Annotated in this window: 16 protein-coding genes; 11 read left to right on the forward strand and 5 right to left on the reverse strand. The window is 67.1% G+C overall.

What is annotated here, in order from left to right:
- The first annotated feature begins 348 nt into the window (after nucleotides 1–348).
- From ABD768_RS41650 to ABD768_RS41665, 4 genes are all read left to right on the forward strand, one after another.
- Nucleotides 349–1,677 carry an ROK family protein gene (locus ABD768_RS41650; RefSeq protein ID WP_344850329.1) on the forward strand — a complete coding sequence of 443 codons (1,329 nt, stop codon included), beginning with the start codon at nucleotides 349–351 and terminating at the stop codon, nucleotides 1,675–1,677.
- A gap of 41 nt (nucleotides 1,678–1,718) precedes the next feature.
- Nucleotides 1,719–5,030: a TIM-barrel domain-containing protein gene (locus ABD768_RS41655; protein WP_344850331.1), complete on the forward strand. Its 3,312-nt coding sequence runs from the start codon at nucleotides 1,719–1,721 to the stop codon at nucleotides 5,028–5,030.
- Nucleotides 5,027–7,894: a TIM-barrel domain-containing protein gene (locus tag ABD768_RS41660; RefSeq protein WP_344850333.1), complete on the forward strand. Its 2,868-nt coding sequence runs from the start codon at nucleotides 5,027–5,029 to the stop codon at nucleotides 7,892–7,894. Before ABD768_RS41655 ends, ABD768_RS41660 begins: the two co-directional genes overlap by 4 nt.
- A 279-nt stretch (nucleotides 7,895–8,173) precedes the next feature.
- On the forward strand, nucleotides 8,174–8,470 hold the full coding sequence (locus ABD768_RS41665; protein WP_343974042.1) for a hypothetical protein: 297 nt from the start codon (nucleotides 8,174–8,176) through the stop codon (nucleotides 8,468–8,470).
- Here ABD768_RS41665 and ABD768_RS41670 read toward each other — a convergent pair.
- Nucleotides 8,460–9,131 carry a nucleoside/nucleotide kinase family protein gene (locus ABD768_RS41670; RefSeq protein ID WP_344850334.1) on the reverse strand — a complete coding sequence of 224 codons (672 nt, stop codon included), beginning with the start codon at nucleotides 9,129–9,131 and terminating at the stop codon, nucleotides 8,460–8,462. The genes ABD768_RS41665 and ABD768_RS41670 overlap by 11 nt on opposite strands.
- Nucleotides 9,132–10,420: 1,289 nt before the next feature.
- On the opposite strand from ABD768_RS41670, the gene ABD768_RS41675 reads away from it, so the two are divergent.
- Both ABD768_RS41675 and ABD768_RS41680 read left to right on the forward strand, forming a co-directional pair.
- A complete protein-coding gene (locus tag ABD768_RS41675) occupies nucleotides 10,421–11,569 on the forward strand; it encodes an epoxide hydrolase family protein (RefSeq protein WP_344850335.1) in 1,149 nt (382 codons plus the stop codon).
- Between the two features lie 11 nt (nucleotides 11,570–11,580).
- Complete coding sequence (locus ABD768_RS41680) at nucleotides 11,581–13,719, forward strand: GH92 family glycosyl hydrolase (protein WP_344850337.1); 2,139 nt, start codon at nucleotides 11,581–11,583, stop codon at nucleotides 13,717–13,719.
- Between the two features lie 253 nt (nucleotides 13,720–13,972).
- On the opposite strand, the gene ABD768_RS41685 is transcribed toward ABD768_RS41680, so the two are convergent.
- A complete protein-coding gene (locus ABD768_RS41685) occupies nucleotides 13,973–14,923 on the reverse strand; it encodes a quinone oxidoreductase family protein (RefSeq protein ID WP_344850339.1) in 951 nt (316 codons plus the stop codon).
- A gap of 128 nt (nucleotides 14,924–15,051) precedes the next feature.
- Here ABD768_RS41685 and ABD768_RS41690 point away from each other — a divergent pair, with 128 nt between their 5' ends.
- Nucleotides 15,052–15,930: a LysR family transcriptional regulator gene (locus ABD768_RS41690; protein WP_344850341.1), complete on the forward strand. Its 879-nt coding sequence runs from the start codon at nucleotides 15,052–15,054 to the stop codon at nucleotides 15,928–15,930.
- 22 nt (nucleotides 15,931–15,952) lie between these two features.
- Here the strand turns inward: ABD768_RS41690 and ABD768_RS41695 are convergent, their stop codons facing one another.
- Nucleotides 15,953–16,579 (reverse strand): DUF2461 domain-containing protein, encoded by a 627-nt coding sequence (locus tag ABD768_RS41695; RefSeq protein WP_343974062.1) that lies wholly within the window; start codon nucleotides 16,577–16,579, stop codon nucleotides 15,953–15,955.
- Between the two features lie 48 nt (nucleotides 16,580–16,627).
- A complete protein-coding gene (locus tag ABD768_RS41700; protein WP_344850347.1) occupies nucleotides 16,628–17,497 on the reverse strand; it encodes a helix-turn-helix domain-containing protein in 870 nt (289 codons plus the stop codon).
- Nucleotides 17,498–17,972: 475 nt separating this feature from the next.
- On the opposite strand from ABD768_RS41700, the gene ABD768_RS41705 reads away from it, so the two are divergent.
- Together ABD768_RS41705 and ABD768_RS41710 are read left to right on the forward strand one after the other, a co-directional pair.
- On the forward strand, nucleotides 17,973–18,164 hold the full coding sequence (locus ABD768_RS41705; RefSeq protein ID WP_343974068.1) for a hypothetical protein: 192 nt from the start codon (nucleotides 17,973–17,975) through the stop codon (nucleotides 18,162–18,164).
- Between the two features lie 26 nt (nucleotides 18,165–18,190).
- Complete coding sequence (locus tag ABD768_RS41710) at nucleotides 18,191–18,376, forward strand: hypothetical protein (RefSeq protein WP_112249279.1); 186 nt, start codon at nucleotides 18,191–18,193, stop codon at nucleotides 18,374–18,376.
- Between the two features lie 255 nt (nucleotides 18,377–18,631).
- Here the strand turns inward: ABD768_RS41710 and ABD768_RS41715 are convergent, their stop codons facing one another.
- On the reverse strand, nucleotides 18,632–18,865 hold the full coding sequence (locus ABD768_RS41715; RefSeq protein WP_343974075.1) for a DUF397 domain-containing protein: 234 nt from the start codon (nucleotides 18,863–18,865) through the stop codon (nucleotides 18,632–18,634).
- A gap of 332 nt (nucleotides 18,866–19,197) precedes the next feature.
- On the opposite strand from ABD768_RS41715, the gene ABD768_RS41720 reads away from it, so the two are divergent.
- Together ABD768_RS41720 and ABD768_RS41725 are read left to right on the forward strand one after the other, a co-directional pair.
- Nucleotides 19,198–20,061, forward strand: a complete 864-nt coding sequence (locus ABD768_RS41720; RefSeq protein WP_344850342.1) for an SAM-dependent methyltransferase — start codon at nucleotides 19,198–19,200, stop codon at nucleotides 20,059–20,061.
- A 209-nt stretch (nucleotides 20,062–20,270) separates the two neighbouring features.
- Nucleotides 20,271–21,107 (forward strand): hypothetical protein, encoded by an 837-nt coding sequence (locus ABD768_RS41725; protein ID WP_344850344.1) that lies wholly within the window; start codon nucleotides 20,271–20,273, stop codon nucleotides 21,105–21,107.
- Nucleotides 21,108–21,850 lie beyond the last annotated feature (743 nt).

Consider the following 21,850-nt stretch of genomic DNA (forward strand, 5'->3'; position numbering starts at 1 on the left):
GTTCGCGGTGGTTGTGTATGCGTGGCGATCCGGGCGGCTCCCTTCGTCGCGGCGCGACAGGTGCGCAGATCGGGGGTCGGCTGGCGGGTTGTTCGTCGGCTGGCGGCCTGTAGCGCGTCAGTCGGCGAAGAAACGGCGTTCGATGGCGGGTTTTGGTGTCGCTGGCGTGATGTTTGACGCCATCGGTAGGAAGACCCGCCAGTGGCCAAGCGAACTGCGTCCCGGGCCGGGTGGGTCCGCCAACAGCGCCTCACCCCCGCGCAGATGTCGGACCGTGCGAGGTGTTGACGGAGCTCGCCTGCCGGGGTTAGCTTCCGGGGACTTCCTTCGGTGACCTTAGTAAGGGGCGTGAGGCGGGTGCAGCCGGTTCGGGTGGGGAGCAAGGAGCTGATCCGGGAGATCAACTCGTCGCTGGTTCTGGGGGAGCTGCGCGGTGGGCTGGTGTCGCGGACGGAGCTGGCCAAGCGAACCGGGTTGAGCCTGCCGACGGTGTCCGAGATCGTCGCCGAGCTGATCGGCTCGGGGGTGATCGAGGAGCGGGAGACGGCGTCGTCCGGAGGTGGCCGACGACCGGTGCTCCTCGGGTTGAGGCCCGACGCCGGGTATGTGATCGGCATCAAGGTCACCGAGACCCGGGTCATCGCAGTCCTCACCGACCTCAACGCCGGCATCGTCGAACGCACCACCGTGAGTCTTGTCGGCGATGACGTCGACACGGTCGTCGAAGCAGTCGCCACGGTGGTCAAGCAACTGCGCGCAGGCACGGCAATCAGCTCGCCGCGGCAAGCGGCCGCCCCGGCCGCCGCCTCTGGCGGCGCTGCGGACCGCGCTCCCGCTCCGGACGCCGCTCCGGACGCCGCTCCGGCCGCTCTGGGCGGCGTTGCGGGCGGCGCTCCCGCTCCGGCCCCGGTGTACGGGGTTGGGGTTGGGTTGGCAGGGGTGATCGATCGGGCTACCGGGGTGGTTCGGCATGCGACTTACGCCGACTGGCGTGATGTCGACCTGGCCGCGGAGCTGGAGCGGCGGATCGGGTTGCCGGTGGTGGTGGACAACGATGTGAACACCCTGGTTGCCAATGAGCAGTGGTTCGGGGCCGGGCGGGGTGTGTCCGATGTGGCTGTCGTGAGTATCGGGCGTGGTGTCGGGCTCGGGATGGTGCTTGACGGCCGGCTGTATCGCGGTGCCGGGGGCGGCGCGGGTGAGTTCGGGCATACGAAAGTTGTTGCCGATGGCCCGCTTTGTGACTGCGGGGGGCGTGGGTGTCTGGAAGCTCTGATCGGTGAACCGGCCATCCTCGAGGCTGCTGGATGCGACACCGTCGAGGAGGCCGCTGAGCTTGCTCGCGGCGGTAACCAAGGTGTGAAAGATGTTTTCGATCAAGTCGGCCGGACGCTGGGGACGGCCGTCGGTAACCTCGTCAATCTGCTGAATCCGAAGCTGATCGTGCTCGCGGGTGAAGGGACCCGGTCCAGCGATCTGTTCCTTCCCGGCTTCGAGGATGCCTTACAGCACGCCGTGTTCGACGGACTCCAGCGCGAGCTGGACGTGGTCGTCGACGACTGGGACGACGAAGCCTGGGCGCAAGGCGCCGCCGGCCTGTTCCTGGGAGAACTCTTCCAGCCGAACCTCCGCCCGGACGAGGCCGACCGCCCGTCCCTCACCAAACGCTCCGCCTGATTCTTCTCTCTCTTTCTTCTGCCCTGAAGTGAGGCCTGTACATGTCCCATGCCCTGAACAAGCCAAGAAGACGGTGGGTCGCTGCGCTCCTGGTGCTCGCAGCGGTCATCTTCCAGTTCACCCCGACGCCCGCGTTCGCCGGCACGCTGACCGGCGTCTTCCACGCCCCGTACGGCGCCGACGAGCTCTACAACACCGCCCTCACCGAGCGCGCTCCCCGCGACCCGATGGCCGGCGAAGCAGTCCAGATCAAGGCCACCACCTGGCCGATCTCGTCGGGTCAGACGGTCTGGATCACCTGGACCAAGAACGGCGTCAACCAGACTCCGATCGGCGGCGCCTTCGACTACAACAGCGGCAACAACACGTACTGGAAGGTCGCGCTCGGCACCTTCGCGCGCGGTGACCAGATCACCTACACGGTCAACGCCGACGTCGACGGCGCCAACCAGAAGACGACCGGCCCGTTCTCGTTCGCGGTGACGAGCTACTCCGGGACCGGCAACGTCTCCGGCTTCGTCAACAACGGCACCAGCGTCGACGTGACGACCGGCGATACCGCGGGCAGCTTCACCCCGAAGGTGCGGTTCGCGTTCCCCGCGATCGACCGCTTCCACGTGCAGGTCGCCCCGACCGGCAGCGGCCTCAACATCACCGGCTCATCGGCGTACACGGTGACCGACACCGCGGGCACCCTCCAGATCGCCACCACCAAGGTCGTGCTCAAGATCCAGAAGTCGCCGTACCGGGTCGCCGTCTACAAGGGCGACGGTACGACGCTCATCGCCCGGCAGTACGACCCGGCGACCTTCCGCAACACCGGCTGGGCCAGCGACGGCAGTACGACGGTGACGAAGGTCGAGGACCACTGGCTCTCCCCGGCCGGCGAACGCTTCGAAGGACTCGGCGAGCGGTACGACGCGCTCGACCAGCGCGGCAAGGACGTCCACAACTACGTCTACAACCAGTACCAGGACCAGGGCCCGACCGCCCGTACGTACCTCAGCGTCCCCTTCGTCACGAACACGGCCGGCTACGGCATCTACGTGCCCAGCACCCGGTACTCCGTGTTCAACCTCGGTACGCACCTCACCGACATGGCCGGCTTCACCGTCGACACCGGTGGCGCGCTCAACTCGACGGTCGACTACTACTTCTTCACCGGTACGCGGGCCGAGATGCTCGACCAGTACACCGCGACGACTGCGCGGCCCAAGCTGCCGCCGAAGTGGTCGTTCGGGCTCTGGGGCTCCGCGAACGAGTGGAACACCCAGGCCGAGGTCAACTCCGAACTCGCCAACATGACGTCGAACCAGATCCCGCACACCGCGATGGTGCTCGAGCAGTGGAGCGACGAGGCGACCTTCTACCTGTGGCACGGCGCGACGTACACGCCGAAGCCCGGCAACCAGGCGCTCACCTATGCCGATCTGACCTTCCCGGCCGGAGGTGAGTGGACCGATCCGAAGGCGATGGTGACGGCCGCTCACAACCAGGGCGTCAAGATGGTGCTCTGGCAGATCCCGGTGCTGAAGCAGGACTTCGACACCAACCCGCCGACGGCGCCACAGCAACACGTCAACGACCGTGACTATGCCGTTGCCCAGGGCTACGTTCTCGGCGATGGCGCCGGCGGACCGTACCGGATCCCGTCCGGGCAGTGGTTCGGCAACAGCACGGTGCCCGACTTCACCAAGACGGCCGCCACCAACTGGTGGATGAGCAAGCGCTCCTACTTGTTCGACGACGTCGGCATCGACGGCCTCAAGACCGACGGCAGCGAGGCGGTCTTCGGCCGCAACGTGACCAGTGGTTCCGGTCGTAAGGGCGACGAGCTGCACAACGCCTACCCGAACGAGTACACCCGGGCGTACAACGACTTCGTCACCACGAAGAAGGGTGCCCAGGGCACCTTGTTCAGCCGCGGCGGTACTTCGGGAGCGCAGGCCAACTCGATCTTCTGGGCCGGTGACCAGGCGTCCACGTTCGATGCGTTCCAGCAGGCGGTGCGCGCCGGCCAGAGTGCGGGCGCGTCGGGCATCCCGTTCTGGTCGTGGGACATGGCCGGATTCACCGGTACGTTCCCGAGCAGCGAGCTGTACCTGCGGGCGGCGGCGCAGTCGACCTTCTCGCCGATCATGCAGTACCACTCGGAAAAGTCGAACCCGGGCGTCTCCGAGGCGCGGACGCCGTGGAACGTGCAGGCGCGGTCCGGCGACACGACCGTCATCCCGAAGTTCCGCAAGTTCGCCAACACCCGGATGAACCTGATCCCGTACCTCTACACCGAGGCCAAGAACGCTTCCACCACAGGCCTGCCGATGATGCAGTCGATGAGCCTCGCCTTCCCGGGGGACACGACGGCGGCGGCACAGGACCAGCAGTACATGTTCGGTCGTCAGTTGCTGGTGGCACCGATCACGACCCAGGGCGCGACCACTAAGAACGTCTACCTGCCCGCGGGTGAGTGGTACGACTTCTGGAACGGCGGCCGGGCGCAGGGCGCCGGCACGAAGGTCTACAACGCCGACACCGGCACCATCCCCGTCTACGCCAAGGCCGGCGCGATCGTCCCGCTCAACCTGAACGCGGACTACGACCTGGGCGGCACGATCGGCAACAGCGTCGACAACTACACCAACCTGTCGTTCCGGATCTACCCGGCCGGCACGACCAGCTACGGGTACTTCGAGGACTCGGCGAACCAGACCCGCACGGTCACGTCGACCGAGAACTTCGCCGGTCACCAGGTGACGGTGAGCGTTCCACCCCTCGCCACCAAGAGCACGCTGCAGGTGGCGTCGAGCAAGCCGACGTCGGTGACGAAGGATGGCGTGGCGATGACGGCCCACGCGACGCTCGCCGCGTTGCAGGGCGCGACCGAGGGCTGGTTCTGGGATCCGGTGCAGCAGTTGACGCTGGTGAAGACGGCGTCGAGTGCGGCGGCGCGGAGCGTAGTACTGAATGGTGTCGACAAGGCTGCGTATGAGGCTGAGTTCGGCAGCAACACCGGTACTACGGTGAACACCGACCACCCGGGTTACACCGGGACCGGATTCGTCGACGGGTTCGAGACGGCGGGCGACGCCGTACAGGTCGACACCAATGCGGCGGTGACCGGCAGCCATGTGATCAAGCTCCGGTACTCCAACGGCGCGGCGACCACGGCGACCCGCACGATCCAGGTCGACGGCGTCAGCGTCGGCTCGGTCAACCTGCCGAGTACGGGCAACTGGGACACGTGGGGGACGGCCACGCTGACGACCAGTCTCACCGCAGGGAAACGGGTGGTGAAGGTGGTCTACGGCTCTGGTGGAATCAACCTCGACAACATCTCGGTGGCACGGCCATGAGGGGCCGGAAGAGCATGCTCGCGCGGCTCCTGGGGTTGGTGCTGTTGGTGCCGACGCTGGTTGTGCTGCCAGTGGAGGCGGCTCAGGCCGCAGTACAACGGGTGCAGTTCACTGCCGGAGGCAACTACTTGGTGGTCGAGTTTCTCGACGACGATCTGGTGCACTTCGAGATGGGTGCGGGGGCGGGACCGGGCACGGGCTCGCCGATCTTCACCACCGATCAGATCGCCAAGACGGACTATCCCGGGCCGACCAGCCTCAACCAGGTTGGTGGAGTGCTGACGACGCCGGGGATCAAGGTCGACGTCAACACTTCGACGCTGTGCGCGACGGTCTACGACACCGCGCGGACGCCGCAGCTCCTGCTCAACACGACCTGCCCGCGCAATCTGAGCCAGGCGTGGAAGGGACTGAGCTTCACCAAGTCGTCCATGCAGAACGCGTACGGGCTCGGTGAGCAGTTCTTCATGGGGGGCAGCGCCGACGGTGACTGGGTCGGCCGGCAGCGGACGAGCGGCACCTACGGCAACGCGATGCTCTACGACACGGACAACGGGCCGGTCGGCAACGCGCAGATCCCGGTGCTGTTCGCGGTCGGCGCCAGCACCACCAACTACGGCATGTTCGTCGACCAGGTCTACAAGCAGGACTGGAACCTGACCGGCGACCCATGGACGATGGACACCTTCGGCGATCAGCTGCGCTGGTACGTGATGAGCGGACCCGATCTGCCCGATCTGCGCAAGGACTATCTCGAGCTGACCGGGCGGCCGCCGGTGCCGCCGAAGAAGGCGTTCGGCCTGTGGATGTCGGAGTACGGCTACGACAACTGGAACGAGATCGACACGACCCTGTCCGGTCTGCGTGCCAACAAGTTCCCGACCGATGGCGTGATGCTCGACGTCAACTGGTTCGGTGGGGTGACGGCCGGCTCCGACAACACTCGGATGGGCACGCTGGAGTGGGACCCGGTCAACTTCCCCAACGCGGCGACCAAGCTGGCGGCGTACAAGAACACCAACGGCGTCGGCGTGATGACGATCGAGGAGTCGTACGTCGGCAAGAACCTGCCCGAGCACACGTCGATGGCGTCGTCGGGCTACCTGATCCGGGCGGGCTGTTCGACTTGCAGCCCGGCGTACCTGACCGGGAACGACTGGTGGGGTCGCGGCGGGATGATCGACTGGACCCAGCCGGCCGCGAGCGCGCAGTGGCACAACACGCAACGGCAGCCGCTGATCAACGACGGCGTCATGGGGCACTGGCTCGATCTGGGTGAGCCGGAGATGTACGACGCGGGTGACTGGACGTCGGGGCTCCTTGCGGGCAAGCACGCGCACTCCGACTACCACAACCTGTACAACCTCGAATGGGCGCGCGGCATTGCCAAGGGCTATACCGACAACGCAGTACAGCAGCGGCCGTTCATGCTCGCTCGATCGGCGGCCGGTGGCATTCAACGGACCGGTACTGCGATGTGGTCCGGCGACATCGGCTCCAAGCTGACGGCGCTCGCGTCGCAGCAGAACGTGCAGATGCAGATGTCCATGTCGGGTATCGACTACTTCGGCTCCGACATCGGTGGCTTCCGGCGGGAGATGCTGGACAGCGACCTGAACGAGCTCTACACCCAGTGGTTCGCGAACTCGTCCTGGTTCGACGTGCCGATCCGGCCACACACCGAGAACCTCTGCAACTGCGCGGAGACGTCGCCCGACTCGATCGGCGACGTACCGAGCAACCTGGCCAACCTGCGTCAGCGGTACGAGCTCACGCCGTACTACTACTCGCTCGCGCATCGCGCCAACACGACCGGCGAACCGCTCATCCCGCCGCTGGTCTACCAGTACCAGAACGACCCGAACGTGCGGGAGGTCGGCCACGAGAAGCTGATCGGCAAGGACCTGCTCGTCGGCGTCGCGGCCGGGGCGAACCAGCGCAAGCGGGACGTCTACCTGCCGGCCGGTACCTGGTTCGACTACTACACCAACACCAAGACGGTCAGCACCGGCCAGAACCTGACCGATGTGCCGCTGTGGCGCAACGGCAAGTTCCAGCTGCCGGCGTATGCCCGGGCCGGCGCGATCATCCCGAAGATGTACGTCGACGACCAGACGATGAACGTGGTCGGCAAGCGGGCGGACGGGACGACCCGCAACGAGCTGGTCGCCCGCGTCTACTCGGACACTGTTAGCTCCTCGTTCACGCTGGCCGAGGACGATGGCGCGACGATCGGGTACCAGACCGGCGCGAAGCGGACGACCGACCTGAGCCAATCGCGGTCGGGCAACACGGCGACCGTCGGCATCTCGGCGTCGGCCGGTACGTACACCGGGGCGCCGTCGTCGCGGCAGAACGTGGTCGAGTTGGTGGCCGACACGCAGGCATCGGGGGTCACGCTCAACGGGAGCGCGCTCACGCAGTACGCGAACAAGGCGGCCTTCGACGCGGCGGGCAGCGGCTGGTACAACGCCGGCGGCAACCTGGTCGTCGCCAAGTCGGCGTCGCTGGCGGTCGGTACGGCGAAGTCGTTCGTCTTCACCCTCGGTCAAACGGTCGTTTCGAAGACCTTCAGCTGCTCCGGCGGGACGACCACGACCGGGCAGTCGGTCTATGTCGTCGGCAGCGCGCCGCAGCTCGGGGCCTGGTCGGTGGCGAGCGCGGTCAAGCTGGCGCCGACCGCATATCCGACCTGGACCGGCACGATCAGTAACCTGCCGCCCAGCACGACCGTTGAATGGAAGTGCATCAAACGCCAGGAAGCGAACTATCCGGCGACCGCCGACCAGTGGGGTCCGGACCCGAACCTCTCGTTCACGACCCCGGCAACGGGCAGCGGGGGGACCGCCTCGGGCGGGTTCTGAACTCCTCCCGGCAACGCGCTCTCCGGTATCCGGAGAGCGCGTTCCGGGTTCTGGACAGTCGTCCAGTTACTGGCACAGTGATGCCAGTGTCACCGGCTGTCGCGCCCTCTGAGACCATCGTCACGCGCAGGTATGTCCTGAGTAAGGACTGTGTGAAGAATCGCTGCTGACGGCCGTCCGGGCGTGGTTACGACGACCCGGGACCGTAAGTTCGGAGAGGTGTCGGTCGAAGTCAGGAGTGAACGAAGTGCAACGGGGCAGTCGGGTCGTGCCGTCGGCATGCCCGTCAGAACAGGCATCACCAGCGGTGCCGGCATGACGGCGATCAACAAGATCCTGATCGCCGCCGGCGTCATCCTGCTGCTGGGAGGCCTAGGCCTGGGCTTCCGCTCAGTCTCCGCCACCGGCACCGACTGCGGCTCGGTCTTCCAGCCAGCCGCCGGCATCACCCCCATGGCCTGCGACGCCCGCCTGAACAACTCCGGCACCCTGGTAACCCTGATCCTGGTAGCCGGCGGCCTATGCCTAGCCGCCGCCCTGACCGTCAAGGTAGTCCGAGACCGCGTCACCGCCTGATCGTCAGCACTGGCCGCGCCGGCTCCTCGTTGTCCACAACAACCTGAACCAACGCCCGCGGCCGGATCTGATCGACGTACATGCGCTCGCCAGGGATGTACCTCTTGCGGTAGCGCTCCTCGGCTGCGGCTGCCGAGGGCATCCAAGCTTGATCCCGGGCCGAGCCGCGCCGGAGGACCTCGTCGAAGCTGACCTGCACGTAGATCCGCAGGTCCCAGTGGTCGACAAGCGCCGGTACCTGCAGGAACGCACCGTCCGCCAGCAGTACCGCGTCAGCGCTGGCCTTGTGGACGGATGACTCGGCCAGAGGCTGTCCGTTGGCATGCCTGATCGCGGTGGTGTACCGGCGATCGCCGCCCGGGCCGAGAGGTACCAGCAGGCGTTCGCGGATCGCGTCGTGATCCCAGGTGTCCAGGTAGTAGCTCTCCGGCGACTCGATCGGGTACGCCGTCCGCAGCTCAGGAGCACGCTTGAAGTAGTCGATGCCGACCCGGATGATCTCGCGGCCGGTCCGGGCGCGCAGCATCCCGGCCAACTCGTCCGCGAGCGTCGTCTTCCCCGCCGCAGAACAGCCGTCGATCCCAACCCGCACCGGATGCCCCCGCTCAACGTCCAGCACGACACCGGCCAATTCAGTCAGAGCATCGGTACGCCGACTCATCCCGTCTCCCGTCGCCTCAAGGCATTGCCTGAAGTGTCTCCAACCCCATGGCCGGTTGAGCCTCCAGGAGTCCGCGAGGGTAGACGAGTCAAGCAGTCGGTCCGGCTGCAGCCGCGCCGACGATGGGCCGCCTCGGGTGGCTGAAGGCGCACGCAGCGTGCAGCAGGCGGATGGAGCCCGACTCCGCGCCTGGCCCGCTCACGCTCGCGACCTTGCCGCTCTCGTTCCCGCTCTCGGAGTCTGGACTCCGCGAGCCCGGAGCAGACGAGAGAGTTGCACAAGGCAATGAGTTCTCGATGACACGGATCGCAGCGGCCAGGTGACCCGGGTGCCTCGAGGTGCAGCTCAGTTGTGTGTGTAACCGCCCGCGGCGTTCGCTGTGCCGCCTCCGTGCCATGCGGTGCACGTGCTAGTAGCCGGGTATGGCTCCGCTAGGGATAGTGGCTGTCGCAAGGTGGTGGTGAAGGATCAGGGCGTTCTAAGGGGATGTTTTGCTAAGTGCGTTCATCACATCCGCCACGTGCGTGCGAGCGACTCGGTCGATGGCCCTGCAGCTCAATTTGTACTGCAAATACGCCCGGATGACGTACACAATCAGACTGGCCAGTCCAAATGCGAGCAAGGCGCCCCACGGCATCCCCGAGGCGGCGCCGACCGCTGTCACTGCACCGCCGGCGCTCAATGGAATCCATCGAGTCACGAGTCGTCCTTCCGTGACCATGAGGCGCTGATCATGCTAAGTCACCGCACCTCATCGCGAATGGACTGAAGCCGTTTGCCGGTTGAGGTAACCGTCCAGAAGCCCCAGCCGTTGCGATTAGGGCTCACTGACGGGTTCAGTGCGGAGACGACAGCGATCGCCGCAGCGCTCGGTGACCTGTATTTGTGACCTTCTCCCGGACCTTTCGTAATCGTCAATGCGAGGGAAGCGGGGTTGTATGCCCCTTCCACTCGAATCTCCCTATACACAGCGTGTACGGGGACAGAGTCGCCGCCACTGGAGACAGCTGGACCGGGAGTGCGATCGCGTCTGAATTCGTCCAGCAAGCGGTCCACGACCTCGCCCTCGGTCACCTTCCATGCTCTTGCCAACAGCTCTATCTCGGATCCAGTGCGATCCCCGACCGGTATGTTTCTCATGTTGAGCACCTCCTCTGCTCAGAGTAGCAGATTTCCTCAGAGTAGCACGCTGTGGCTCAGCGTGAAGCGCGGGCTAGCGCCACGAACGCCGCAAACGATTGGCCGGTTATCAGGGTGCGTCGGGCGAGGTGGTGGGGGAGGGTGTTGCTATGAGCATCGAATCGTTTCGGGTGGAGATTTCGCAGGGGGAGCTTGACGACCTGCATAGGCGGCTCGAGTTGACTCGGTGGCCGGAGGAGTTGCCGGGGGTTGGGTGGGATTACGGGGTGCCGGTGGGGTATTTGCGGGAGTTGGCGGAGTACTGGCGGGATGGGTATGACTGGCGGGCGGCTGAGGGGCGGTTGAATGAGTGGGAGCAGTTCACGACCACCATCGACGGGGCTCGGGTGCATTTTGTGCATTTGCGGTCGGGTGAGGTGGATGCGACGCCGTTGCTGATCACGCATGGGTGGCCGGGGTCGGTGGTCGAGTTTCAGGAGATCGCGGGGCCGTTGACGGATCCTCGGCGGTACGGGAGCGATGGGCCGGCGTTTCATCTGGTGATGCCGAGTATTCCTGGGTTCACCTTGTCGGGGCCGACGACGGAGACGGGGTGGGAGCAGGTCCGGGTGGCGCGGGCGTTCGCGGAGTTGATGGCGCGGCTGGGGTATGAGCGGTACGGCGTACAGGGTGGGGACTGGGGTGCGGGGATCTCGCGGGAGATCGGGCGGTTGTATCCCGAGCGGGTGATCGGGGTGCATCTGAATCTGATTCCGGGCGCGGGGGCTACCGCGGAGCCGACCGACGAGGAGTTGGCAGCGCTGCCGCCGGGGGAGCGCGAGCGGACGGTGGCGTCGTGGCGGCGGTTCGAAGGGTGGCTGAAGGAGAAGCAGGGGTATGCGGATCTGCAGTCGACCCGGCCGCAGACGGTTGCCTATGCTTTGACGGACTCGCCGGTCGGGCAGTTGGCGTGGATCGCGGAGAAGTTCGAGGAGTGGTCGGGAGACGGGGCGATCGACCGGGATCACCTGCTCACCAACGTGTCGCTGTACTGGTTCACCAGGACGGCGGGGTCGGCCGGCCGGATTTACTACGAGCGCAGTCACGCCGCTTACTGGGGACAGCCGCTGCCCGTGTCCACAGCGCCGACTGCGTTCGCGGACTTCCCGGAGGACAACTTCATCCCGCTGAGGCACATCGCCGAGCGGACGAACAACATCGTGCGCTGGACCGGGTACCCGCGCGGCGGTCATTTCGCCGCGCTCGAAGTACCTGATCTGCTCGTCACCGACATCCGTGCGTTCTTCGCCAGTCTCTGAGGATCCCCGCCATGACTCACCCTGTCGACGACATCGATCCGTTGATCGGTGCCCTCACCACGCTCCCGGACACCGCTTGCGGCAAGACCTTCCCAGGGCCGGTACTCCCGTTCGGGCTCGTGCAGCTCAGCCCGGACACGATCAGCGGCGGCGACCACGGGAGTGGGTACTCCGCGGACATGGACACCATCGAGGGGTTCAGCTTCACGCATCTCGGCGGGATCGGGTGTTACGGGGACCTCGGCAACCTTCAGGTGATGCCACAGACCGGGCTGTTGATCACCGACCGGGTCGAGGCCAACAGCCCCTACAGCAACCAGGTCGTCAAGGCCGGCTACTACTCGGTGGACCTTGACCGCTATCAGGTCCGCACCGAGCTGACGGCCAAGGAGCGGGCCGGGATCATTCGCTTCACGTACGCCGCTGCGGGGCCGGCCCGGATCAAGGTCGACCTGGCTCGCCGGGTCGGCTTCGACGGGTCGCACTCGGTCGAGCAGTCCGTGGAGCTCGTCGACGATCACACGGTCGAGGGGTGGATGCGGTGCGATCGGTCCGGTGGCGGATGGATCTGCGGCAACGGGCCGGAGTACACGGTCTTCTTCTCGCTCCGGCTCTCCCAGCCGATCGCCGCTTTCGCGACCTGGGACGGCGACGACATCCGTCACGATGCAGCCCGTACTACGGCAAGCGCGGCAGCCGGCTTCTTCCTCGAACTGGACGTGTCCGGCCCGGTCTTGCTGAAGGCAGGCATCTCGTACACGAGCGTCGAAGGTGCCCGGCGGAATCTCGCCCATGACCTGCCGGGGTGGGACTTCGACGAAGTTGCTGCGGATGCGCGGGCGGCATGGGCGGCCGTGCTCGAGAAGGTCGAGATCGAGGGCGGTACGGCTGAGCAGCGGCAGATCTTCCGGACCGCGCTCTACCACACGATGATCGAGCCGCGACGGTCGAGCGATGCCGGGGACGACATCGGGTATGAGCGGCGCACGGTCTTCAGCGGATGGGATGTGTTCCGCGCGCAGCTGCCGTTGATGACGATCATCGACGAGAAGGTCGTCACGGATCAGATCAACACGTTGCTCGACCTGACCGCGTCGGGACGGGTGAAGGGGCTGGCGCGGTGGGAGCTGCTCGGCGTCGACACCGACACGATGGTGGGGGATCCGGCGATCAACATCATCTCCGAGGCGGTGGTGAAGGGGATCTGCGGGTTCGATGTCGATACGGCGTACCGGTTCTGCCGGGAGGTGGCGCTGGGGCCGGTGGCGCGGTCGAACCGGAACGATCTGGAGAACTGGCTGTCGCTCGGGTACTCGGTGGACATCGGGTTGTCGACGACGCTGGAGAACTCCTACAGCGATCACGCGTTGGCGCGCTTCGCCTCGGTGCTTGGGCTGGACGACGATGTGCGCTTGCTGGACGCGAGTGCTCAGAACTATCGCAACCTCTTCAACCCCGAGGCCGGCTGGTTCCGCGGCCGCAATGCCGACGGTTCCTGGATGGGCTTCGACGAAGGCTGCACCGAGAGCAACCCGGACCAGCAGGGCTGGTTCGTTCCGCACGATGTTGCCGGCCTGATCTCGCTGGCCGGTGGCGAGATTGCGTTCATCGAGCGGCTGAACGCGATCTTCGAGAACACCCCGCCGGCCGACCTGATGAAATGGAACGACTTCTACAACCACTCCAACGAGCCGGTCCACCAGATGGCCTTCATGTTCACCTACGCCGGCGCGCCCTGGCTGACCCAGAAGTGGTCCCGCTACGTCTGCGACCACGGCTACGGTACCGGCCCCGAAGGCCTCGGCGGCAACGAGGACTGCGGCCAGATGTCCGCCTGGTACATCTTCGCCGCAGCCGGCCTCTACCCGGTCTCCCCGGTGGACAAGCAGTACATCCTGGGCAGCCCGATCTTCGACAGGACCACCTTCCGCACCTCCCGCAACACCACCTTCACCATCACCCGCGAGGGGGACGGCATCTACGTGGCGCAGGCACGGTTGAACGACCACCCCACCGACCGCCCCTGGCTGACCCACGAAGAACTGATTGCCGGCGGCAACCTCCACCTCACCATGTCCCCAACCCCAACCGACTGGGGCACAAAGCACCGCCCGCAGGCGGGCGACTGCCACCTCCCGAGTGGTTGCTGATAGCAACAACCGGTCGTCCGCGCACACATAACTCGCCATGCAACCGATTTCCACCGGCGCGTCGACCCCACCGCCACGACTTATGCATGCCTGGCGCCACCAGCCACCAGCCACCAGCCACCAGCCACCAGCCACCAGCCGCCGGTTCTGCGGGGGCCACCGGCTGCATGGTGCGGGGCGCCCCGGCCCGCCGCGCGCCCGCCGGCGTTGGAGGCCATGGTGATGTGGGTGGGTCGGATCGACGGGGTGGTGGCTAGGGGCGGAGTACCAGTTTGCCTGTGGTGCGGCGGGCTAGGAGGTCTGTGTGGGCTTGGCGGGCTTCGGCTAGGGGGTACTCGGCGACTACTGGTTCGAGTTTGCCGGTGGCGACGAGGTTGAAGAGTTCGGCGAGGGGTTCTCGGTACATGCCGGGGAGTTGGAGGGCGGGGCGGAGCCAGAAGCCGGCGACGGTGAGATTGTGGTCGGCGAGTAGTGCGGGGTCGAGCAGGGGGCGACGGCCTTCGCGAGCAGCGTTGCCGTAGGTGACCAGGCGGCCGAAGCCGGCCAGTGCGCCGAGGGCGGCGTTGAAGGTCGAGCCGCCGGTCGACTCCAGGATCACGTCGACGGGCTGATTGTTGTTGGCGGCAACGACTCTGCCCGCGTACCCATCGGGGTCGCTGCCGATCGCGACATCCGCGCCGAGGGAGAGCGCCAGCTTGCGTTTCTCGTCCGTCGACGCGACCGCGATCACCCGGCCGGCGCCGAAGAGCCGGGCGAGCTGGATGGCCAACGTACCGACTCCGCCGGCGGCGGCGTTCACCACGACAGATTCACCGCGTGACAGGCGAGCGCTGTTGCGGAGGAGGTGCCAGGCGGTGAGTCCTTGGACGAGAAGGGCGAGCGCCTCGGCGTCTCCGACCGGGCCGGGGACGTCCACGGCGTCAGCGGCGGGTACCACGGCCAGTTCGGCGTACCCGCCGCCTTCGAAGGTCGGGGCGAGGACCCGGCGACCATCGGCGGTCCTTCCGATGACCTCGGAACCGGGGATGAAGGGCAGTTGGGTGATGGTGGTGTAGGAGCCGTCGGTGCGGTGGGTGTCGGCATAGTTCACTCCGGCGGCGCCGACCTCGACCAGGAGCTCGCCCGCGGCCGGGACCGGCGCGGGGACCTCTACGTGTTCGAGGACCTCGGGCCCGCCGTACCGGCTGACCTGGATGGCGCGCATGGAATGGTTTCCGTTCTCTCGGTGGGGTTCCACCGTAGGGCCGGAAACCTGCCGCTTGGCAGAGTTGCATCTTGTTGCAACGGGCCGCTTCCATGAGCGCCGTTCATGGAAGCGGTTAGGCTGCTTTCGTGGACCTCACCGCCGCCGAACTCCGCGTCCTCGACGCCGTCGAACGCACCGGTAGCTTCTCGGCCGCGGCAACGACGCTGGACCTGACCCAGTCGGCCGTCTCGCACTCGGTCCGGATGACCGAACGCAAGCTCGGTACCGTCCTGTTCGACCGCGGCCGGCACGGCGCCCGCCCGACCCCGGCCGGCGAACGCGCGATCTTGCATGGCCGTGGCGTCCTCCGTTTGATGGACGTACTCCGCGCCGACACACGCGCGGCCGCGGGTGGTTGGCTCGACACCCGTTTGAGGATCGCCGCCTTCCGCAGCGCTGCCGCGCAACTGCTTCCACCCGCGCTGACCCGGCTCACCGCCAGGCATCCGCAACTCTCGTACGACGTGTCGATCGTGCGGGACGTCGGCGGCGGTACGGCGAGCGAGGTGGTCGAGGGCCGCGCCGACCTCGCGATCGTGAACCTCCCGCACCGGCTCCCCGCATCGGCCGGCCTGGTCGGCGGCGAACTACTCGACGAGCCCTACGTGCTGATCCACCCGGCTCGATCGGCTGATCCGCGATCCCTCCCGCTGATCGACTGGACCGAGAACTGCTCCACCGAAACCCAAGCCTGGTTCCGCACCCAGGATTGGTTGCCCCCAGCCACTATCAACGTAGCCGACGACACCGTCCTGCTCTCGATGGTCGCCCTTGGCCTCGGTATGGCCGTGGTCCCCGAAACCACCGCCGCCGACCGGGCCCCCGAAGTCACCGTCGAACCCCTCGGCCCGACCGCCCCACGCCGAACCATCGGCTACCTCACCACCCCAGCCCTCTCCCGCAGCACAGCCCTCCGCGAACTGGTAGCAGAACTCCGAGGTCCACGCGCCCCGCGAGCCGGGTAGCGGCCGGCGAACGCAATGCGGTTCAGGCGTTGGTGGTGATCCAGTCGAGGAACGGGGCGACGGTGCGCCAGTCGGTGCGGATCTGGTCGGCGAGGGCCGGGGTGTGGATGATCGGCTCGAAGCCGTAGGACTTGCCGAGGGTCATCGACTTGTGCCGGAGCAGCTCGATGCGGGGATGGCTTGCGTCGTACCCGCGCGGTGTCGTCTTGAGCTTGTCGCCGCCGAGTGTCCACCCGGCCGCTTCCAGCTCGGCCAGCAACTTCTCGAGCTCCTTGCCCCGCCGGTCCTCGTCGATCGCACTGCGAACTCTGGCAAGCCGCTCGCCCGACGCCTCGTAGAAGCCGGCGCCGACCCGGACACCGGGCGCGGCCACCTGGACGTAGTACCCAGTGGACGGCCCGAGCGCGACGAAGGCACCCTGGGCCGTCTTGTACGGCGTCTTGTCCTTGGCGAACCGGACGTCACGGTACGGCCGGAAGATCTTGGCCGCCCCGAACTCCTCCTCCAGTGTCGCGAGCAGCGCCACCATCGGCGCCCGCACAGACTCTTCGTAGACGTGTTTGTTCGCCGTCCAGAACGTCTTGCTGTTGTCCATCTCGAGATCGTCGTAGAAGTCCAGCGCCGCCGCCGGGAAACCGGTGAAACTCATCCCGCCACCATAGTTCGCCCCGCCTGAGCGCAGGACAGGTGGAGCGGTTCAGGTGTAGTCGTGAAGGATGGCGGCCAGCTTGTCGCGGGTCTTGCTGGGCGGGGGAGCGGCCACGCAGAGGGCTTCCATGGTGGCTGTGTACTGGTCCAGGTCTTCGAGCTTGTCCAGGTACAGGGCGCTGGTCAGGTGCTCGATGTAGACGATGTCGGGCAGGTCCTGCTCGGGGAAACGCAGGATGCTGTACGCACCGCCGGTGGCCGCGTGGCCGCCGGAGTCGAAGGGCATCACCTGGAGCGTGACGTTCGGCATGTGGGATGCCTCGATCAGGGACTCGAGCTGGACGCGCATCGCCTTCAGGCCGCCGATCGGGCGGCGTAGTACCGACTCGTCGACGACCGCCCAGAGGCGGACCGGGTTCGCGCGCTGCAGGACCTCTTGGCGGTTGACGCGCAGGGAGACGCGGCGCTCGACCTCCTCGGCCGGGATCAGCCCGCGGCCGAGCTGGACGACGGCGCGGACGTACTCCGGGGTCTGCAGCAGGCCCGGGACGAACTGGAGCTCGTAGGTACGGATCAGCTGCGCCGCCGACTCGAGCCCGAGGTAGGAGTGGAACCAGCTGGGCAGTACGTCGCCGAAGCGGTGCCACCAGCCGGGGTTGTTCGCATCGCGCGCAAGAGCAAGCAGCCGCTCGCGCTCTTCGGGGTCGTCGATGCCGTACAGCGTGAGCAGGTCGCGGACGTCGCGTTCCTTGAAGCCGACCCGGCCCAGCTCCATCCGGCTGACCTTGGACTCCGACGAGCGGATCTCCCAGCCGGCATCGGACCGGGTGATTCCGGCCGCCTCACGCATTCTCCGCAGGTGTGCGCCGAGGATGATCCGCAGTGCGGTCGGCCCGCCTGGCGCGCCCGACTCCGTCACACTCACCTCCGACGCCCCAGCTGGATCCAAAACGGCGGCCTGCCCACCCCGACGAATCATCTCACGGACGGACCGTGATCTGTCGAAGTTCTTACATAAGAGTCGTGGGTGCTGTCCGGCACCCGGGCATCGATTCCAGCTTTCTCACTGTGCGTGACGGCCGACCGGTGGGCGACGGGATGCGCGCAGCGGGCCGAAGTACCGGTAATCGCTTCCCGCTCAGCTGGTTCGGCCCGTTCGGGGCCCGAATCGGCCTCTCGAGGGGATCTGCTGAGCCTTCAGTTGGTCACAAGTCGAAAACGTGCGAATGCACGTGCATCGGGCGCTTGCATTCGTTTCGTGCGACCGCCATGATTGCTTCATGCACAGAAGGTGAGCTGTATCTCGCAAAAAGTGACATCGCGTGATCCAGCAGGCCGGTTCTACAGATCCGTCGGGCGGTACGCCGGCATGACTGGTTGGGGAACCCGAGTCGATGAATGACGACGACACCGAAGCCGTCGATTTCGCTGCCCGCCCTACCGGCGAGCGAGCGCCCGGCGAGCTGACCGAGCGGGAGATCCAGGAACTGGTGGCGCGCTGCCCCGAGCAGCAGCGCTGGGCCTTCGAAGGCTGGCTCCGGGGCGAGCGCCTGCTGGACGGCGATCCGATCGTGAGCCTGGGATGACCACCGAACGAGCGGGAGGACGGAAAATGGTGCGGATCTGGTTGGGCGACCACCTGATCGCCGAGTACGTCGCGGAGCCCGACCGGGCCTCGCGTTACCAGCGGGTGATGACGCCGAAGTTCACCGGTCTGCGGATCACCGTGGACGGTGCGGCGACCGCGGGTGCCTCTGAGCTCCCCAGTGAGCAGCTCTGGCCGCTCACTGTGCAGTAAAGGCAGTAGTAGTAGGCAGTACTGGCAGCAGTACAGCAAAAGGCCGGCCTCCTAGCGGAGGGCCGGCCTTTGCTGTTTCCGGGCGAATGATTGCCCGGTACGCCGTGATCGCCTGCCCCGGCATGTCGCAACGGAACTGTGTGGCGCCCGCGACCGGATCACGCGGCGCCCGTAACAGGCAGACGTCCGTCAACAGTAAGAGGCCCCCGCACCACTCGCCTGGTGAAGGGGCCTCTTACTGCTCTGTGGAATGAATCAGGCGAGATCGTCGAACTCGCCGTCGTGAACGCCACCGAGAAACGCTTCGATCTCGGCCTTGGTGAAGACCAGCGCCGGTCCGTCCGTGTGACGCGAGTTCCGCATCGCCACACCGCCGCCAGGAAGCTTCGCTACCTCTACGCAGTTCCCGTTCGGGCCACTTCGCTGACTCTTCCGCCAGGTCAGCTCGTCGTCGGCGTCTGCGGGCATGCCGTTGTAGACAGCAGTCATCAGCTGCACCTTCCGTACGTCTTTGGCATATGCACGTGCATTTGGGCTTGCATTTGCATCGTACACGCCGAAGGGCCATGTGTCTGGTCCACTACCCAACGTGCTCAAACGTCCGTTGGGCAGGCCTGTTACATCGCTTTGCGTGACTGATTCCGGGGTCTCCGAAGAGGGTTGTCGGGTGTTCGGACGACGATCTGCCGGGCATTCGGCGTAACCCCGCGGGGGCTCGTTCAGTTGAGGAATCAGGCGGGTGCACAGGCTTCGTTAAATCGGCTCCTGAACACTCCAGGAAGGGCCGAACCAGGCTGCCGCTGGTATGCAAATGCACTACGATGGCGGCAACGATTCCCTACGACACGAAGGCTGCGCCGATGGCTCCCGACAGCCCGGATCCCGCTCCGGAGTTCGACACTTCCCAACCGACCATCGCGCGCGTCTACGACGCTTTGCTCGGTGGCAAGGACAACTTCGCTGCCGACCGTGAGGGTGCGGCGACCTACCTGAAATACGTTCCGGACGCCGGCCGGTGTGCGATCGAGAACCGGGAAGCGCTGATCAAGGGCGTGCAGTACCTGGTGCGCACGGCGGGGATCGACCAGTTCCTCGACATCGGCAGCGGTCTGCCGACGCAGAAGAACACCCACCAGGCGGCGCAGGAGATCAACCCCGACGCCAAGGTGGTCTACGTCGACAAGGACCCGATCGTGCTCGCGCACGGCCGCGCGCTGCTGGCGACGAACAACAGCACCATCGTCGTCACCGCCGACCTGAGCAAGCCGCAGGAGATCCTGGACAACAAGGAGATCACCACGCATCTGGACTTCACCCGTCCGATCGCGCTGATGATCGTCGGCATCCACATGCACTTCCACGACGACGAGCAGCCGGACGAGTGGGTCCGCACCATCATGGACCAGCTCGTCCCGGGCAGCTACCTGTTCATCACCGACTTCGTCGACACCGGTGAGCCGCTGCAGAAGGCGATGGAGCAGGCCGGCCTGGAGAGCCTGGGCAACGGCTGGATCCGGACGCCCGAGCGGATCACCGAGCACTTCCTCGGTCTGCCGCTGGTGCCGCCGGGCCTGGACTTCCTGGCCCGCTGGTTCCCGGAGGACCCGGACGGCGACGTACCGGAGGTCGAGGACCTGCAGCCGTACCAGCGGATCCTGATGGCCGGAATCGCCAAGAAGGGCTGATCCGCAGCCGATCGGCATCGAAGGCGCGCATCCCGCACGGGGTGCGCGCCTTCTGCGTTTCCCACGGTACGTCGTTGTTTCAGCGGTACTTCGTTGCCAACTCGCCTTTGTCGATTGTCGGCGTGAGCGCCGGGTACCTGCACAATGAGCAGTGAAACCCTCTCTAGTAACGGAGTACTGAAGTTTCTGCGTTCCGGATGATCAGGACGGTGCCCGCCGACGCGGTGGCCATCGTGCGGTTCTACCCGCCGATGGTGATCTGCTTCGCGGCCGCGCTGGCCGGTACGGCGCTCGTCTTCGACGTCTTCTACCTCGCCGCGAACCCGGGCCTCGGGCTGGCCATGGTCTACACCGTTCCGGTGCTGGCCGGGCTGATCGCCGGTCTGGTCGCCGCGGCCGACGACGTCGAGCTGGAACGCCGGGTGCTGGTCTGGACGATCGCGGCAACCGTTGCCGTCGGCATCACCAACGCCGTCCTGGTGGCGATGATCGCGGCGATGCGCCGGACCGACCCGTCGGACTGGAAGTCGGGCGGGCAATCGGTCCTGTTCGCCGCCTGTCTGGTGGTCGCGGTCGCGGTGATGGTGGTGGTGATCGGCGGACTGATCAGCACCCTCGGCATCGACCTCAAGACAAAACTGCCGAAGAAGAAGTACGTCGCTCCCGCGCCGGCCGCTGTCCTGCGACCGAAGCCGCTGGTCAGCAAAGAAGCAGCCGCCCGCGCGAAGGTCCGCGCCGAGTCGCCCGACGAACTGGATGAACCGGACGAGCCGGCGGAGTCTCGCGGGGGCCGCCAAGGCGAGTTGTACGACCGCGAGCCCGACCAGCCGATGGATGGCGAATCCGGCCGCCGGGTAGAACCGGTCCCCGCCCTCACCCCACCCTCTTTCCTCCCACCCCTCCCCAAGGTCATCGACCTCGACGAGGCCCGCCCCGTCACCCCCTGGACCGAAGGCACCGGCCACGCCGACCGCCGAGGCTCCCGCACCCGCCGCATCCCAGCAGTCCCCCCAACCCGCCGCCCCGGCCGCCGCGGCAACCGCTAACCCCCAACACCCCCAGCGCCCCGCCACCCTCGCCACCCCGCCACAGCCGGCACGCCGGCCCCTGCCACCCTCGGCCCCCGCCATCCTCGGCGACCCCACCAAAGGCGCCGGCCTCACCAAAGGCACCGGCCCCCGGAGGCGCCGGCCCCCGGAGGCGCCGGCCCCACCGAAGGCGCCGGCCCCACCGAGGCGCCGGGCACGCCGACCGCCGAGGCTCCCGCACCCGCCGCATCCCAGCGGTCCCCCCAACTCGCCGCCCCGGCCGCCGCGGCAACCGCTAACCCCCAACACCCCCAAGCGCCCCGCCACCCTCGACGCCCCGCCACCGCCGGCACGCCGGCCCCTGCCCCCCTTCGGCCCCCGCCATCCTCGGCGACCCCGCCAAAGGCACCGGCCCCCCGAGGCGCCGGCCCCACCGAAGGCACCGGCCCCACCGAAAGGCGCCGGCCCCACCGAAGGCGCCGGCCCCACCGAGGCGCCGGCCACGCCGACCGCCGCGGCTCCCGCACCCGCCGCGGCAACCGCTAACCCCCAACGCCTCGCCGGTCGCCCCGCTGCCTTGCGGCCCCGGACTGCGCCGTTTCCGCCGCCCGCGCTACCACTCGCGCCCGCTGCCTCGCGGCCCCCGGCTTGCGCTGCTCCCGCCACCGGCACTGCCACTGTGGCTCGCCCCGCAGCTCCCGCACCGCAGCAGTCCCCCCCCCCCCCCCCCCCCCCCCCCCCCCCCCCCCCGCCCCCCCCCC

This window comes from Kribbella ginsengisoli (genome assembly GCF_039537185.1).
Taxonomy (GTDB): Bacteria; Actinomycetota; Actinomycetes; order Propionibacteriales; family Kribbellaceae; genus Kribbella; species Kribbella koreensis.